Raw genomic sequence first — 15,852 nt, forward strand, 5'->3', positions numbered from 1 at the left:
AATCCTACAAAAAACGTCTTGTTGTAAGCAAGCTTACCAATTCGTTTTTGTAGATTTGTGCATGGCTGAACTGTTACGTACAGAACACTTTCACGTGTTAAAGGGTTGAAATATAAAGAAAAATAGAGTATGATAGAGAGAAACGTGTAATTGTTCATGTCCTTGACAAAGCGGTGAATTGTTACAGAAAAGTTTGCAAAAGGAAGGAAGAATCAGCCATGAGACTGAATATTGGGGTGATTAAAGGCGACGGGATCGGTCCGGAGATCGTGACCGAGGCTATGAAGGTATTAGATAAAGTCGGTGAAGTATACAGACATGATATGCAGTATACAGAGCTTTTGATGGGAGGCGCGTCCATTGACGTACACGGGATTCCGCTGACAGACGAGACGATTGAACTGGCGAAAGACAGCGATGCGGTTCTGATGGGATCCATTGGAGGAGACGCAAAGACATCGCCATGGTACCAACTGGAACCATCCAAAAGACCAGAGGCAGGACTTCTGAGAATCCGCAAAGAGCTGAATTTATTTGCAAATCTTCGCCCGGCTGTGCTGTATGATGAATTGAAGGGCGCCTGCCCGCTGAAAGAAGAGATTACGGCTGGTGGTTTCGATATGATGATCATGCGGGAACTGACAGGCGGATTGTATTTTGGTGAGCGTTCTACAGAGGAAGTGGATGGCATCGTGACTGCCAGAGATACACTTACATATAATGAAGAAGAGATATGCAGGATTGCAAGAAGGGGATTTGACATTGCCATGAAGCGCAGAAAGAAGGTTACCAGTGTGGATAAGGCAAATGTACTGGACTCTTCCAGACTGTGGAGAAAGGTTGTAGAAGCGGTGGCTGCCGACTATCCGGAGGTGACGCTGGAGCATATGCTGGTTGATAACTGTGCAATGCAGCTTGTGAAAGACCCAAGACAGTTTGATGTGATTTTGACGGAGAATATGTTCGGGGATATTTTATCGGATGAGGCAAGTATGGTGACTGGCTCTATCGGAATGTTGGCTTCTGCAAGTCTGAACGAGACAAGATTTGGACTCTATGAACCAAGCGGCGGAAGCGCCCCGGACATTGCGGGCAAAGGGATCGCTAATCCAATCGCGACCATTTTGTCAGCAGCTATGATGCTTCGATTCTCCTTTGACTTAGATAAAGAGGCGGATGCAATTGAAGCCGCAGTGGAACAGGTCTTAAAAGACGGTTACCGTACGATTGATATTATGTCAGAAGGAAAGGTGCAGATCGGTACTGCAAAGATGGGAGATAAGATCTGCAATTATATAAGATAAGCAGTATTTTGAAAATAATTCAGTAATAGTGAGCCGAAAGGCTGAACTGTTACATTTATGGGATAAAGTATAATTTCCGAAGTGAAGCATAAGAATCAGGAAAGTGAGGATACATCTATGAGAAGTGATACAGTGACAAAAGGAATGCAACAGGCTCCGCACCGCTCTTTGTTTAACGCACTGGGAATGACGCAGGAAGAACTGGACAGACCGCTGATCGGTGTTGTCTGTTCTTATAATGAAATTGTTCCGGGGCATATGAATCTGGACAAAATCTGTGATGCAGTAAAGATGGGAGTTGCCATGGCAGGCGGAACTCCGATCATGGTTCCGGCAATTGCAGTTTGTGATGGAATTGCAATGGGGCATATCGGTATGAAATATTCACTTGTGACAAGAGATCTGATCGCGGATTCTACGGAAGCTCTGGCAATGGCGCATCAGTTTGATGGATTGGTTATGATCCCGAACTGTGATAAAAATGTACCGGGGCTTTTGATGGCGGCAGCCAGAGTGAATATTCCGACCGTATTTGTCAGCGGAGGACCGATGCTTGCAGGTCATGTAAAAGGGGAGAAGAGAAGTCTCTCCAGTATGTTTGAGGCAGTCGGCTCTTATGCAGCGGGCTCTATGACAGAAGAAGATGTGTGTGAATTTGAGAATAAAGTATGTCCGACCTGCGGATCATGCTCCGGTATGTATACAGCTAATAGTATGAATTGTCTGACCGAGGCGCTTGGCATGGGACTTCCGGGTAATGGAACCATTCCCGCAGTTTATTCGGCAAGGCTTCAGCTTGCAAAACATGCAGGTATGCAAGTGATGGAGATGGTGAAGAACAATATCCGTCCAAAAGATATTATGACAGAAAAGGCGGTTCTGAATGCATTGACTGTAGATATGGCGCTTGGATGTTCTACAAACAGCATGCTGCATCTTCCTGCTATTGCACATGAGATAGGCATGGACTTTGAGATTGATTTTGCAAATGGCATCAGCGAAAAGACCCCGAATCTATGTCATCTGGCTCCGGCAGGTCCGACATACATGGAGGACTTGAACGAAGCAGGGGGAGTCTGTGCAGTGATGAATGAGCTGAATAAGCTGGGATTGTTACATACAGACTGTATGACCGTAACAGGCAAGACAGTAGGAGAAAATATCGCAAATGTAGAAAATCGTGATCCAGAAGTCATTCGTCCGGTTGAGAACCCATATAGTAAAACAGGAGGTCTTGCAGTTTTGAAAGGAAATCTTGCTCCTGACGGAAGTGTTGTAAAACGTTCCGCAGTCGTGGAGGAAATGCTGGTACATGAAGGTCCGGCAAGAGTCTTTGACTGTGAAGAGGATGCGATCGAAGCTATCAAAGGCGGTAAGATTAATCCGAGAGATGTGGTGGTGATCCGTTATGAGGGACCGAAAGGCGGACCGGGTATGCGTGAAATGCTCAATCCGACTTCGGCAATTGCAGGAATGGGTCTGGGTTCTTCTGTCGCACTGATCACAGACGGACGTTTCAGCGGAGCTTCTCGCGGGGCTTCCATAGGACATGTCTCACCCGAGGCGGCTGTGGGCGGTCCGATTGCATTAGTGGAAGAAGGAGATTTGATTAAGATTAATATTCCAGAACTAAAACTTGAACTTGATATATCTGATGAAGAAATGGCAGTAAGAAAAGCAAAATGGCAGCCACGGAAGCCTAAGGTGACAACTGGGTATCTTGCAAGATACGCATCCATGGTAACCTCAGGCAACCGTGGAGCAATACTGGAAATTCCAATGAACAAGTAGGAGGAAAGCTCATGCAGTTAACAGGAGCAGAGATTGTCATCGAATGTTTGAAGGAACAGGGTGTGGATACGGTTTTTGGATATCCGGGCGGTGCAATCCTCAATCTTTACGATGCATTATATAAACACAGCGGAGAAATACGTCATATACTGACGTCCCATGAACAGGGGGCTGCCCATGCCGCGGACGGATATTCACGGGCTACAGGGAAGGTCGGAGTATGTTTTGCTACAAGCGGACCGGGGGCGACCAATCTGGTGACAGGAATTGCAACTGCATATATGGATTCTATTCCAATGGTTGCGATCACTTGTAATGTAGGGGTATCTTTGCTTGGCAAGGATAGTTTTCAAGAAATCGATATTGCAGGAATTACTATGCCGATTACAAAGCACAATTACATTGTGAAAGATGTCAAAAAGCTGGCAGATACAATCCGCAAATCATTTGAGATTGCCAGACGCGGAAGACCGGGACCTGTACTGATTGATATTCCGAAGGACATAACAGCAGATAAAGCAGAGTATATAAAGGAAGAAATTAAACCATATCAGCCGGATGCATCAGGAATCTCTGAGAGTGAGATTGATACAGCTGTAGCTATGATTCAAAAGGCAAAGCGCCCGTATATTTTTGTGGGCGGCGGAGCTGTGTCATCTGGTGCCAGTGAAGAATTGATTGAGTTTGTAAACAAGGTAGACGCGCCTGTAACAGATTCACTTATGGGAAAGGGCGCGTTTCCGGGAACTGATGAGCGGTATACGGGAATGTTGGGAATGCATGGAACAAAGGCATCTAATTATGGTGTTAGCGGCTGTGACTTGCTGATTGTTCTTGGCGCCAGATTTAGTGACCGTGTAACTGGAAATACAAAGACATTTGCAAAGAAAGCGAAAATTCTACAGTTTGATACAGACGCTGCAGAAATGAATAAAAATGTGATGATCAAGGCAGGCGTTGTAGGAGATATCAAAGAAGCGCTGAAAAAGGTAAATGCGAAACTGGAACAGCAGTCCCATACAGAATGGGTGGAAACTGTAAAGAAATACAAAAGTTCCTATCCGTTGAAATATCGGACGGAAGGATTGTCAGGTCCCTTTGTTGTGGAGGAAATCTATAGACAGACCGGGGGCGGTGCAGTCATTGTAACTGAAGTGGGGCAGCATCAAATGTGGGCGGCGCAGTATTATAAGTATACAAAGCCAAGAACTCTGCTGACATCCGGAGGCTTAGGTACCATGGGATATGGTTTGGGAGCATCTCTGGGAGCGAAGACCGGTTGTCCGGATAAAACGGTTGTGAATATTGCAGGAGACGGCTGTTTCCGTATGAATATGAATGAGATTGCAACTGCTGTCCGTCATCAGATTCCGATTATTGAAGTTGTCATTAACAACCATGTACTCGGTATGGTACGTCAGTGGCAGAATCTATTTTATGAGCAGCGTTATTCTGCAACAATTTTAAATGACGGTGTGGATTTTGTAAAACTGGCAGAGGCGATGGGAGCAGTTGGTATCCGCGCTGCAACGAAAGAGGAATTCCAAGAGGCATTTGCACATGCACTGGAACTTCAGAAACCGGTGCTGATCGACTGTCAGATCGACTGCGATGACAAGGTGTGGCCGATGGTTGCTCCGGGGGCGGCGATCAGTGACGCATTTGATGAAGAGGATATCAAAACAAAGGAATAAATGTTGTTGTACATTTATAGTGCGTACAGCAATGTAATCACTATATCAGAAATAAGAAGAGGGAACTCAGGGAGGATAAGAAATGAGCAGAGTGTATAACTTTTCTGCAGGACCGGCAGTACTGCCGGAAGAGGTGTTAAAAGCTGCGGCAGAAGAAATGATGGATTATAAAGGCACGGGAATGTCTGTGATGGAGATGAGTCACCGCTCCAAGGCATTTGAAGAAATTATTCAGACGGCAGAAGCAGATCTGCGTGAATTGATGAATATCCCGGATAATTACAAAGTTCTGTTTTTACAAGGAGGCGCATCCCAGCAGTTTGCCATGATTCCGATGAATCTGATGAAAAATAAGGTGGCAGATTATATCATTACCGGACAATGGGCAAAGAAAGCAGCACAGGAGGCAGAAAAATATGGAAAGGTAAACCGTATCGCATCATCTGCTGACAAGACATTTTCTTATATTCCGGATTGCTCTGATTTGGATGTGTCTGACGATGCGGATTATGTATATATCTGTGAGAATAACACGATTTACGGAACCAAGTTTAAAGAGCTGCCGAATACAAAGGGTAAATTGCTTGTATCCGATGTATCATCCTGTTTCTTGTCTGAGCCGGTAGATGTAAGCAAATACGGCATCATTTACGGCGGTGTGCAGAAGAACATCGGACCGGCAGGTGTGGTGATCGCTGTCATTCGTGAGGATCTGATTACGGAGGATGTACTTCCGGGAACACCGACCATGCTGACATATAAGACGCATGCAGATGCAGACTCTCTTTATAATACACCTCCGGCATATGGAATTTACATTTGCGGAAAGGTATTCCAGTGGCTGAAGAAGATGGGCGGTCTGGATGTGATGAAAGAGCGCAATGAGAAGAAGGCAAAGCTTTTGTATGATTTTCTGGATCAGAGTCAGATGTTTAAAGGAACTGTTGAGCCAAAAGACCGCTCTCTTATGAATGTGCCTTTTGTAACCGGAGATGCAGAGCTTGACGCAAAGTTTATTAAAGAAGCAAAAGAAGCGGGACTGGAGAACTTAAAGGGTCACAGAAGCGTAGGTGGTATGCGCGCGAGCATTTACAATGCAATGCCGTATGAAGGGGTAGAGGCATTGACTGCCTTTATGAAAAAGTTTGAAGAGGAGAATCTGTAACATGTATCGTTATCATTGTCTGAATCCAATTGCTCAGGTGGGAATCGAGAAATTTGATGAAAAATATGCGAAAACGGAAAAAATAGATGAGGCAGACGCTGTTTTGGTCCGAAGCGCCGGTATGCATGAGATGGAGTTTGGCGGAAAGTTAAAAGCGATCGCCAGAGCGGGTGCAGGAGTGAATAATATTCCTCTTGATAAATGTGCCGAGCAGGGAATCGTTGTGTTCAATACGCCCGGAGCAAATGCGAACGGTGTAAAGGAACTGGTATTAGCAGGAATGTTTCTTGCCGCCCGTGATGTGATCGGCGGTATCAACTGGGTACAGGAACATGAAGAGGACGGCGACCTTGCTAAGGCAGCCGAGAAGGCTAAAAAAGCATTTGCCGGAACCGAGCTGGAAGGAAAGAAGCTGGGAGTGATTGGTCTGGGAGCAATCGGAGTTTTGGTTGCTAATGCCGCCGTACATCTGGGAATGGATGTATATGGATATGATCCTTATGTGTCGGTTGATGCGGCATGGAGATTATCCCGAAATATTCACCATGCAAAAACAGTGGATGAACTGTACAAGGAATGTGATTACATTACCATTCATGTTCCTGCGCTGCCGGATACAAAGGGTATGATCAATAAAGACGCTATCAGTCTGATGAAGAAAAATGTAGTCGTGCTGAACTTTGCGCGTGATGTTTTAGTTGAAAACGAGGCAATGGTAGACGCACTGGTTTCTGGTAAAGTGAAATGTTATGTCACAGACTTTCCGACACCAGAGATTGCCGGAGTTAAAGGGGCGATTGTGATTCCGCATCTGGGCGCTTCGACAGAAGAATCCGAGGAAAATTGTGCTAGAATGGCAGTGAAAGAGTTGAAGGATTATCTGGAAAACGGTAATATCAGAAATTCTGTGAATTACCCGGCATGTGATATGGGGGCAAAAGAAGAGGGAAGCAGAATTACGATTCTGCATAAGAACATTCCGAATATGATCGGACAGTTGACCGCTGTACTCGCCCAGGAGAATATGAATATTTCCCTGATGGCGAATAAGAGCCGGAAAGAATACGCATATACAATGATCGATGTGGAGGCGGATGTACCGGAAGTAGTGGAAGAGAAGCTAGAGGCGATCGAGGGAGTACTGAAGGTGCGGGTAATTAAGTAGAAATAAATAAAAACGAATAACATAATAATAGCAGCCGCTGGCGGTTCTTCTTGTTTAAAATTAAAGAAACAGCTTGCGGCTGCTATAGTTTTGTAAAAGAATTAGATAAAAAAGATTGACATAAAAGATATGATTGTATACAATTATACATGGATTCAAGAATACAAAAATGAGAATTATGTGTCAGGAGGAAATATAGAATGGAAAACCGTAAAGTATTTTTTGATAAGCATACTAATTTGCTGCAGTTAGAGGAGCATATGTACCCGTTGGTGGATGTAGAGACTCCGAATACATTTCGTAATCTGTTCCGTTATGATGAGATTCCGAAGATTGCTTTTAATGACAGAATCGTGCCGCATCATATGCCAGAGGAAATCTGGATCACAGATACCACATTCCGTGACGGCCAGCAGTCCAGAGCTCCTTATACGACAGAACAGATTGTGACGATTTATGATTATTTCCACAGGCTGGGCGGTTCGAATGGAAAGATCCGGCAGTGTGAATATTTTTTGTACAGTAAGAAGGACAGAGACGCAGTCTATAAATGTATGGAACGCGGATATGAATTTCCAGAAATTACGAGCTGGATCCGGGCAAGTAAAAAGGATTTTGAATTAGTAAAAGAGATTGGTCTGAAAGAGACGGGAATTCTTGTGAGCTGCTCTGACTATCATATTTTCTATAAATTGAAAATTACAAGGCGGGAGGCTATGGAGCATTATCTGTCTGTTGTACGTGAGTGTATGGAGACAGGTGTGCGTCCAAGATGCCATTTGGAGGATATTACTCGTTCCGATATTTACGGATTTGTAATTCCATTCTGTCTTGAACTGATGAAGCTGATGGATGAGTATCAGATTCCGGTGAAGATCCGTGTCTGTGATACGATGGGATACGGAGTGAATTATCCGGGTGCTGTGATCCCACGTTCCATTCCGGGAATCATTTATGGTCTGATGGTACATGCAGGTGTGCCAAGTGAACTGATCGAGTTCCACGGACATAATGATTTCTATAAAGCAGTCAGCAACTCTACAACGGCATGGCTGTATGGCGCCTGCGGCGTTAACTGTTCACTTTTTGGCATCGGCGAGCGTACCGGAAATACACCACTGGAAGCAATGGTATTTGAGTATGCACAGCTTCGGGGAACATTAGATGGTATGGATACAACTGTGATCACTGAGCTTGCAGAATATTATGAAAAAGAAATCGGATACCGTGTTCCTTCCCGTACACCGTTTGTAGGAAAAAACTTTAACGTTACAAGGGCAGGAATCCATGCAGATGGAATGTTAAAGAATGAAGAAATCTATAATGTGTTTGATACTGAGAAATTCTTAAACAAACCAGCGCTTGTGGCAATTTCCAATACCTCCGGAGTTGCGGGGATCGCATATTGGATCAATGCATATTATAAACTGCCTGGAGAAAGACAGATGGATAAAAATTCTGAGCTGGTACTGGCAATTAAAGCATGGGTTGATAAAGAATATGAAGATGGGCGTGTTACGGTCTTGACAGATGAAGAATTAGTTGAGAAAATAGACAGTGTGTGTAAGACGCTTAACATAACGTTGTAACAGGAGGCTATGGTACGAAAATGGAAGAGTATCAGGAACTTTCGCTGAGCAGCCGTGTCTTTCAGAAGATTCGGGATAATATTTTAAATGGAACATATAAGGAACAGGAAGAACTGAGAGAGACCACCATCGGAAAGGAATTGGGAGTCAGCAGAACTCCGGTCCGTGAGGCGCTCCGTCAGCTGGAACTGGAAGGTTTAGTTACGATTATCCCGAATAAGGGGGCTTATGTGACAGGGATCACTTCAAAGGATGTGAAGGATATTTATATTGCCCGTTCATTGCTGGAGGGACTATGTGCTCGTTGGGCGACAGAGCATATTACGGAAGAACAGTTAGATGAATTAGAAGAAATTGTACTTCTTTCAGAATTCCATATGAAGAAAGAGGGAAATAATAACATAGAGCAGATCGCTGTTTTAGATGGGAGATTTCATGCTGTTTTGTATGAAGCTTCCAACAGCCGTATTTTAAGCCATGTGCTGACTGATTTTCACGGATATGTGCAGATGGCAAGAAAGTCTTCAATAGTGCCGGAAGAGCGTGCCAGGAAGTCCATTCGCGAGCATAAGCAGATTTTGCGCGCCATCCGTGATAAGGATGCAGATCTTGCAGAGCAGCTTGCAAATGAGCATATCATGCACGTGATCCATAATCTGCGTAAGCAGGGATTTGGAGAAACAGTTCAGGTATAATCCGGACTGCAAGAGATCATGTCTGTATAAACGGATTTGAATAAAGAATTAGGAGGAGTTTCAAATGGAAAAAATCAAAATGACAACACCACTCGTTGAGATGGACGGCGACGAAATGACAAGAATTCTCTGGAAGATGATCAAGGAGAATCTATTGGAGCCGTATATTGACCTGAATACAGAATATTACGATCTTGGACTGGAATATCGTAATGAGACAAATGATCAGGTGACAGTTGACTCTGCAAATGCAACAAAGAAATATAAGGTTGCTGTAAAATGTGCAACGATTACTCCGAATGCAGCCCGGATGGATGAGTATGACCTAAAAGAAATGTGGAAGAGTCCGAATGGAACAATCCGTGCTATTCTGGATGGAACTGTATTCCGTACACCCATCGTTGTAAAAGGAATCGAGCCATGCGTAAAGAACTGGAAGAAACCGATCACAATTGCAAGACATGCTTACGGTGATGTCTATAAGGGTTCTGAAATGAAGATTCCGGGAGCTGGAAAGGTAGAACTGGTATATACCGCAGAGGATGGAAGTGAGACAAGAGAGCTTGTACATAATTTTGCTGGAGAAGGTATAGTACAGGGAATGCATAACATCAACGGTTCCATTGAAAGTTTTGCAAGAAGCTGTTTTAACTATGCATTGGATATGAAACAAGATCTTTGGTTTGCAACAAAGGATACCATTTCTAAAAAGTATGACCACACATTTAAAGACATTTTCCAGGAAATTTATGACGCGGAGTATGATGAGAAGTTTAAAGCGGCAGGAATCGAGTATTTCTATACACTGATCGATGATGCGGTAGCCCGTGTGATGAAGTCCGAGGGTGGATATATCTGGGCATGTAAGAACTACGATGGAGATGTGATGAGTGATATGGTATCCTCTGCATTTGGTTCTCTGGCAATGATGACTTCTGTATTGGTATCACCGGATGGATATTATGAGTATGAAGCGGCCCACGGTACTGTACAGCGTCATTATTATAAGCATTTGAAGGGAGAGGAAACTTCCACCAACTCGGTAGCAACAATTTTTGCATGGTCAGGAGCACTTCGTAAACGCGGTGAGCTGGATGGCAATACAGATCTGATGAATTTTGCTGACCGACTGGAGAAGGCAACCATTGATACAATCGAAGCTGGTGAGATGACAAAAGATCTGGCGCTGATCACGACCATTGAGAATCCGACGGTAGTGAACAGTGAAGAATTTATTAAGGCGATTGCATCCAGACTATAAATTGTTATTTCAAACGGGAAAACAGAAGTATAAAAAGCGTTTCTTGAAAGTTTTTTGTTTCAAGGAACGCTTTTAATTTTACCAATTTTAATTTCATGGAGGATCGGGAAATAGAGTCTGTCGACAGCCCGATCTTAAGTGTATCTCTTAATTGTTTCTTTGAGAACGTATTTTTTATCGCTGTAGCGGTCTGTGATATAGCGGTTAGCCTTGTGTTCCAGTTCGTCAGGAAGAGTTTCCAGCTTTATATCTCCGCCGTATTTTTTCTGCAATGCACGTTCTAGCAAATAATCACATACGTGTGGATTTTTAGGAAGAAGAGGACCGTGCAGATATGTTGCAATCACATTTTTATATATAACTCCCTCATAACCAGATTTCCCAGTATTACCCAGTCCGTAAAACACTTTTCCGAAAGGTGTATGATTTCCAATGTGAGTACGTCCGCCATGGTTTTCAAAACCAACAACAGGAGTGTCAAAAAGCGGGGAGTTGAGTACGATGTTGCGGATCAGGCGCTCCGGTTCCCATTCGGTGGTGATATCTAAAATACCGGCGCCTTCGATCAGCTTGTCCCTGGTTTTATAATACTTTCCAAGTAACTGGAATCCGCCGCATACTGCCAGCACAACACCGTTATTTTCTACATAATTCTTAAAGTCTTCTTTAATATCCTGTAAATATCCGCATACCAGTTCTTGCTCACGGTCAGAACCGCCGCCCAGCAGCACAATATCCAGCCTGGAAAAATCAATGCTGTCGCCTGAGAGAAATGGAATAACTTCCGCTTCCATGCCGCGCCATTCGAGACGTTTGGAAAAACACTGGATGTTGCCGCGGTCGCCGTAGAGATTCAGAAGATCCGGGTATAAATGTCCGATGGTTAATTTCATACGCATATCTTAATTCCCTCCTTTCACAATGTCAGCAGCAGAGCTTTTCGCCAGTGCTTTTAGCAAATGATTTGTCCGGTACAGACCAGAATAGTTGACGATCACATATAAATTCTTCGTTCCGTTTGTTGTCAGATCAATGACGGATCTCTCCATGTCGTCAGTAGAACCGCACGGAATATCTTCATATTTCAGACGAAGTCCCATATCGTGCTTTCTCGTTCCGGTGGTCAGTATAGTTTTTGTATCCGCATCTGCAAGATATTGAAAATCCACATCCCAGAGCCAGGACACATCTTCGCCGTCCTGATAGGTGTCGTTGATCAAAATGATAACATCTTTGGGATTAGGGTCTTTCAAAACGAGAGAGATTTTCTGCTGGAATCCGATTGGGTTCTTGGCAAGATGAAGTTGTACACGTGCTCCGTTGATGGTAAAAATATCTTCTCGGTTATTGCCGTAGTCAAAAGACTCGATCGTTGCTTTAAAATGCTCTGTAGGAGCGTTCATGGCACGAAGTCCTGCATAAGCAGAAAGTGTGTTATAAATGTTATATGGTGTACGTGATGTGGAGTCGATTACCGTACCATCGATTGTAAAAGCATAAACTTCATCATGGAAGGTAATATCTGTCGCCGTATAATCAGGATCGGGACGTTTTAATCCGCAGTTCGGACAGTGGTAAAGTCCAAGCTGTCCATAGTGGAAGAAATCATATTCCAGTTTTTTGCCGCAGGAACGGCAGAAAATACTTTCCCGGATTTCTGAACGGGAAATATCATCAAAAATCTGCTCGCTGATTCCATATGTGGTATATGGATTCCTGCCATTTGCTGCAAGGGCATAGGAAAGAATATCGTCACAATTAATGATCAATTTAGTTTTCGGAGTACTTTCAATTGCACCTTTTACTGTGTTAAATGTGATATCTACTTCACCAAAACGGTCAAGCTGATCACGGGAAATGTTGGTCAGGAGCGCACAGTCCGGACGGAGCTGGGGCAGTACTTTCACAGATGCGATCTCATCAACTTCGATACATGCATAGTCTGCATCCAACTGTCCTTTTTTATCTGTAGAAAGAACGAAAGCAGAGACAATGCCGTTTAACATGTTAGCTCCGGTACGGTTGATGATCACCTTTTTACCCTCTGCTTTTAATGCATGGTAGAGAATACTGTTCGTTGTTGTTTTGCCGTTCGTTCCCATAGTAACGATTGTCTTTTCACGTACCATATCAGACATTGTACTTAAGATTTTCGGGTCAATGATCCGGGCCACGTATCCCGGAAGCGTTACACCGCTTCCGCGGTTTAGTTTTTTGATGAGTGTGCTTGTCATCTTTGCACACCTGATTGCAAGTTTAGATCTTAATCTCATGTGTTTTCACGTTTCCTTCTTTTAAAATAATATGCATAGTTCCTTATATTAGATATCATTTGAAATATCTGTATTATTATAAGCGATATCCATAAATAAAACAAGAAATTATATAATTATGGAAGAAGGTTTTTTCGGTAAAAAGAGAGAGGAATTGGTTGTGGAACGGAAAAATTATTGACAGAGTATAGATATATTGTCATAATTAGACGAAATTTCAGGGCATAATTTCAGGGCATAATTTCATAATATTAAAATATTTTTAGGAGGATCGTACGAATGAAAAAAGGAAAGATTTTTTGTACAGTAATAGCAGTGTCTGTTATGATGACAACATCTATGACTGCAATGGCTATGCCGGCTGATATTGAAGAGGCTGTAACACAGGATGGTTACAATGCTTATGCATATGGAAACGGAAGTGCTTCCGACCCGTATGCTGATACGGATTTGATTCAGATCGATGGAGATTATGTTGCAACAGCAGATGCAATGATTCGTACAGCGCCGTTTGGCGAGATTCTCGGAAACGTAATTCCGGGACATGTATACCACGTGGTAGGCGAGGCGCCGGACTGTATGTGGTACAAGATTTCAGGAGCTGTTACAGGATATGTATATGCAAGCTATATGGTACCGGAGGCTGAGTACAACGTACCCACAAACTGTAATACAGGTCTTGGTGTAAATGTTCGTTCTCTGGATATGAAGATGACAGTTAGTGCAACAGGAGGCTTGAATGTTCGTACAGAGCCGAATACATGGTGCACTGTTTTAAAGACTCTGCCAAATGGAACAGAGGTACACGTAACGGGTAAAGTTCTTGGTACAGAATGGTATCAGTGTAAAGTGGATGATCAGACCGTTTATATGAATGATAACTATTTGAAACCGGAGCTTCCACAGTATATGGTCTGTACTGCTGACGCAGGACTGAATGTCCGTACAGGCGCAGGCACAAACTATCCGATCATTACAGTACTGCGTAAGGGAGACAAAGTGAAGGTTTCAGATGATGAAAATGACTGGCTTAAGTTCTCACTGGACAATGGAACAATTGGATATGTGTACAGCGAGTATATGGCGGCAATCAGTAATTAATTGTATAAGTTTATAAACAAATAAGTATAACCAAACAAAGAGAATCCTTGACTTTTTGCAAAGTCAGGGATTTTTTTATGTATATTTTCAAAACTCTCTCATATATTGTCTAAAGAGGTGGACAAGATGAGAGAGGATGGTAAGAGACAACAGATTTTTAGAATTCTGGCACGTGGAATCCGTACAGTTCTGGAGAGAGAACACTTGGATTTTAATGAATTGCAGGAAATACGCCTGCGGATCGGGAAACCGCTCATGATTGTATATAAGAATACAGAGTTGATTATTCCGAAAGAGACTGCTGAAAAGCATCTGGTAACCAAAGATGAACTTCGGGAAACGTTGGATTATATCAGTCATTATTCAATGTATGCGTATGAGTCAGAAATACGGCAGGGATTTATAACCATTGAGGGAGGTCATCGGGTAGGAATGACGGGAAAAGTGATCTTGGAGAAAGACAGGATTAAGAATATGCAGTATATCTCTTCGGTCAATATCCGTGTGGCCCACGAGGTGATCGGTTGTGGAAACCGTGTACTTCCGTTTCTTACAAAAAATAAAGAGATATGCCATACATTGATTATTTCTCCGCCCAGATGCGGAAAGACTACACTGATCAGAGATCTGATCCGTCAGATTTCCAACGGTAATACATATGTAAAGGGCTGTACGGTGGGGGTAGTGGACGAGCGTTCGGAGTTGGGCGGATGTCATATGGGAATTGCACAGAACGATATGGGAATACGGACAGATATACTGGACTGCTGTCCAAAGGCGGACGGTATGATTTTACTGATCCGTTCAATGGCGCCCCGGGTCCTGGCTGTAGATGAAATCGGGGGTGAAGAGGAAACGCGGGCAATTGAGTATGCAATGCAGTGCGGCTGTAAATTGCTTGCCAGTGTACATGGAACAGATTTGGACGAGATATGTGGAAAACCGGGATTAAGCCGTTTGACTGAGCAGCGGAGATTCGAGCGGTATGTTGTCCTTAATAATCAGAAAGATCCCGGCGCGGTACACGCAATCTATGATGAATGGGGGAATGTACTATGCAGAGATTTGTAGGAGCGGTATTGATTCTTCTGGCAACAGGAAGCGCGGGGATTCTTTACGGGATAGAGCAGCAGTGTTATCTGGAAAAACTGCTCTATATCCGTCATATAGTCTATATGTTAAAGGGGGAACTGGATTATGCCGGCATTCCTCTGGGGGAAGTATTCGGCCGTGTTGCAGTGCGGGTAAAGGAGCCTTACAGAAGATGGCTTCATAATTTAGAAAAACAGGTAGAAAAAAGAGAAGAAGATGGTTTTTTTAAAATTTGGATGCGTTCTGTGGATAATTATCTGAAAGAGCTGCATTTGAAAAGCGAACATTCGATTCAGCTAAAAGAACTGGGCACTTATCTGGGGAAGATGGACAGTGTGTCAGAAAGCCGCAATCTGCAATTGTATATCGACAGGCTGGAACTGGAAATCGAGAAAGTGAGAGAAGGTCTGGCATCAAAAAAGCGGATTGGAAATTGCCTTGGCATTATGGGAGGACTTTTTCTGATAGTGGTTTTGATATGAAAGAACAGACAGCATTTTGCATAAGGAGGAAGCATGAGTATCAATCTGATTTTTAAAATTGCTGCGGTGGGAATTCTGGTATCTATTTTAAGCCAGGTACTCAAACACAGTGGAAGAGACGAGCAGGCATTTCTTGTAAGTTTTGCCGGGTTGATTTTGGTGCTGACATGGGTGCTGCCGTTTATATATGAGTTGTTTGAAGCTGTGCAGCGGATGTTTTATCTATAGGGAAATGATATA

14 protein-coding genes are annotated in these 15,852 nt (G+C 43.4%); 12 read left to right on the plus strand and 2 right to left on the minus strand.

Annotated features, from left to right (window positions below):
• Positions 1-218 precede the first annotated feature (218 nt).
• The 8 genes from leuB to NFS18_RS01330 all read left to right on the plus strand — a co-directional run bounded on the left by leuB (position 219) and on the right by NFS18_RS01330 (position 10,664).
• Positions 219-1,304: a 3-isopropylmalate dehydrogenase gene (leuB, locus tag NFS18_RS01295; protein ID WP_251386861.1), complete on the plus strand. Its 1,086-nt coding sequence runs from the start codon at positions 219-221 to the stop codon at positions 1,302-1,304.
• Between the two features lie 117 nt (positions 1,305-1,421).
• Positions 1,422-3,095 (plus strand): dihydroxy-acid dehydratase, encoded by a 1,674-nt coding sequence (gene ilvD, locus NFS18_RS01300; RefSeq protein ID WP_251386862.1) that lies wholly within the window; start codon positions 1,422-1,424, stop codon positions 3,093-3,095.
• An 11-nt stretch (positions 3,096-3,106) separates the two neighbouring features.
• The gene (gene ilvB, locus NFS18_RS01305; protein WP_251386866.1) at positions 3,107-4,789 is read left to right on the plus strand and encodes a biosynthetic-type acetolactate synthase large subunit; all 1,683 of its coding nucleotides are present in this window, start codon (positions 3,107-3,109) and stop codon (positions 4,787-4,789) included.
• Positions 4,790-4,871: 82 nt separating this feature from the next.
• Positions 4,872-5,954, plus strand: a complete 1,083-nt coding sequence (serC, locus tag NFS18_RS01310) for a 3-phosphoserine/phosphohydroxythreonine transaminase (protein WP_251386870.1) — start codon at positions 4,872-4,874, stop codon at positions 5,952-5,954.
• A 1-nt stretch (position 5,955) separates the two neighbouring features.
• Positions 5,956-7,119 (plus strand): phosphoglycerate dehydrogenase, encoded by a 1,164-nt coding sequence (locus NFS18_RS01315; protein WP_251386872.1) that lies wholly within the window; start codon positions 5,956-5,958, stop codon positions 7,117-7,119.
• A gap of 200 nt (positions 7,120-7,319) precedes the next feature.
• Positions 7,320-8,708, plus strand: coding sequence for a beta/alpha barrel domain-containing protein (locus NFS18_RS01320; protein WP_251386878.1), 1,389 nt, complete (start codon positions 7,320-7,322; stop codon positions 8,706-8,708).
• 20 nt (positions 8,709-8,728) lie between these two features.
• The gene (locus NFS18_RS01325) at positions 8,729-9,403 is read left to right on the plus strand and encodes a GntR family transcriptional regulator (protein WP_251386880.1); all 675 of its coding nucleotides are present in this window, start codon (positions 8,729-8,731) and stop codon (positions 9,401-9,403) included.
• A 64-nt stretch (positions 9,404-9,467) separates the two neighbouring features.
• The gene (locus NFS18_RS01330; RefSeq protein ID WP_251386882.1) at positions 9,468-10,664 is read left to right on the plus strand and encodes an NADP-dependent isocitrate dehydrogenase; all 1,197 of its coding nucleotides are present in this window, start codon (positions 9,468-9,470) and stop codon (positions 10,662-10,664) included.
• Between the two features lie 134 nt (positions 10,665-10,798).
• On the opposite strand, the gene NFS18_RS01335 is transcribed toward NFS18_RS01330, so the two are convergent.
• Positions 10,799-11,557 carry a type 1 glutamine amidotransferase gene (locus NFS18_RS01335; protein ID WP_251387325.1) on the minus strand — a complete coding sequence of 253 codons (759 nt, stop codon included), beginning with the start codon at positions 11,555-11,557 and terminating at the stop codon, positions 10,799-10,801.
• A 9-nt stretch (positions 11,558-11,566) separates the two neighbouring features.
• Positions 11,567-12,937, minus strand: a complete 1,371-nt coding sequence (locus NFS18_RS01340; RefSeq protein WP_251386884.1) for a Mur ligase family protein — start codon at positions 12,935-12,937, stop codon at positions 11,567-11,569.
• 279 nt (positions 12,938-13,216) lie between these two features.
• Between NFS18_RS01340 and NFS18_RS01345 the strand changes: the two genes are divergently transcribed.
• The 4 genes from NFS18_RS01345 to spoIIIAC all read left to right on the plus strand — a co-directional run bounded on the left by NFS18_RS01345 (position 13,217) and on the right by spoIIIAC (position 15,840).
• Positions 13,217-14,038 carry an SH3 domain-containing protein gene (locus NFS18_RS01345; RefSeq protein ID WP_251386886.1) on the plus strand — a complete coding sequence of 274 codons (822 nt, stop codon included), beginning with the start codon at positions 13,217-13,219 and terminating at the stop codon, positions 14,036-14,038.
• Between the two features lie 126 nt (positions 14,039-14,164).
• Complete coding sequence (gene spoIIIAA / locus NFS18_RS01350; protein ID WP_251386888.1) at positions 14,165-15,109, plus strand: stage III sporulation protein AA; 945 nt, start codon at positions 14,165-14,167, stop codon at positions 15,107-15,109.
• Positions 15,094-15,612, plus strand: coding sequence for a stage III sporulation protein AB (locus tag NFS18_RS01355; protein ID WP_251386889.1), 519 nt, complete (start codon positions 15,094-15,096; stop codon positions 15,610-15,612). The genes spoIIIAA and NFS18_RS01355 overlap by 16 nt, the downstream gene beginning before the upstream one ends.
• Before the next feature lie 33 nt (positions 15,613-15,645).
• Positions 15,646-15,840, plus strand: coding sequence for a stage III sporulation protein AC (gene spoIIIAC, locus NFS18_RS01360; RefSeq protein ID WP_251386890.1), 195 nt, complete (start codon positions 15,646-15,648; stop codon positions 15,838-15,840).
• Positions 15,841-15,852 lie beyond the last annotated feature (12 nt).

Origin of the sequence: Mediterraneibacter agrestimuris, from assembly GCF_943193195.1 — a bacterium.
GTDB classification, from domain to species: domain Bacteria; phylum Bacillota; class Clostridia; order Lachnospirales; family Lachnospiraceae; genus Schaedlerella; species Schaedlerella agrestimuris.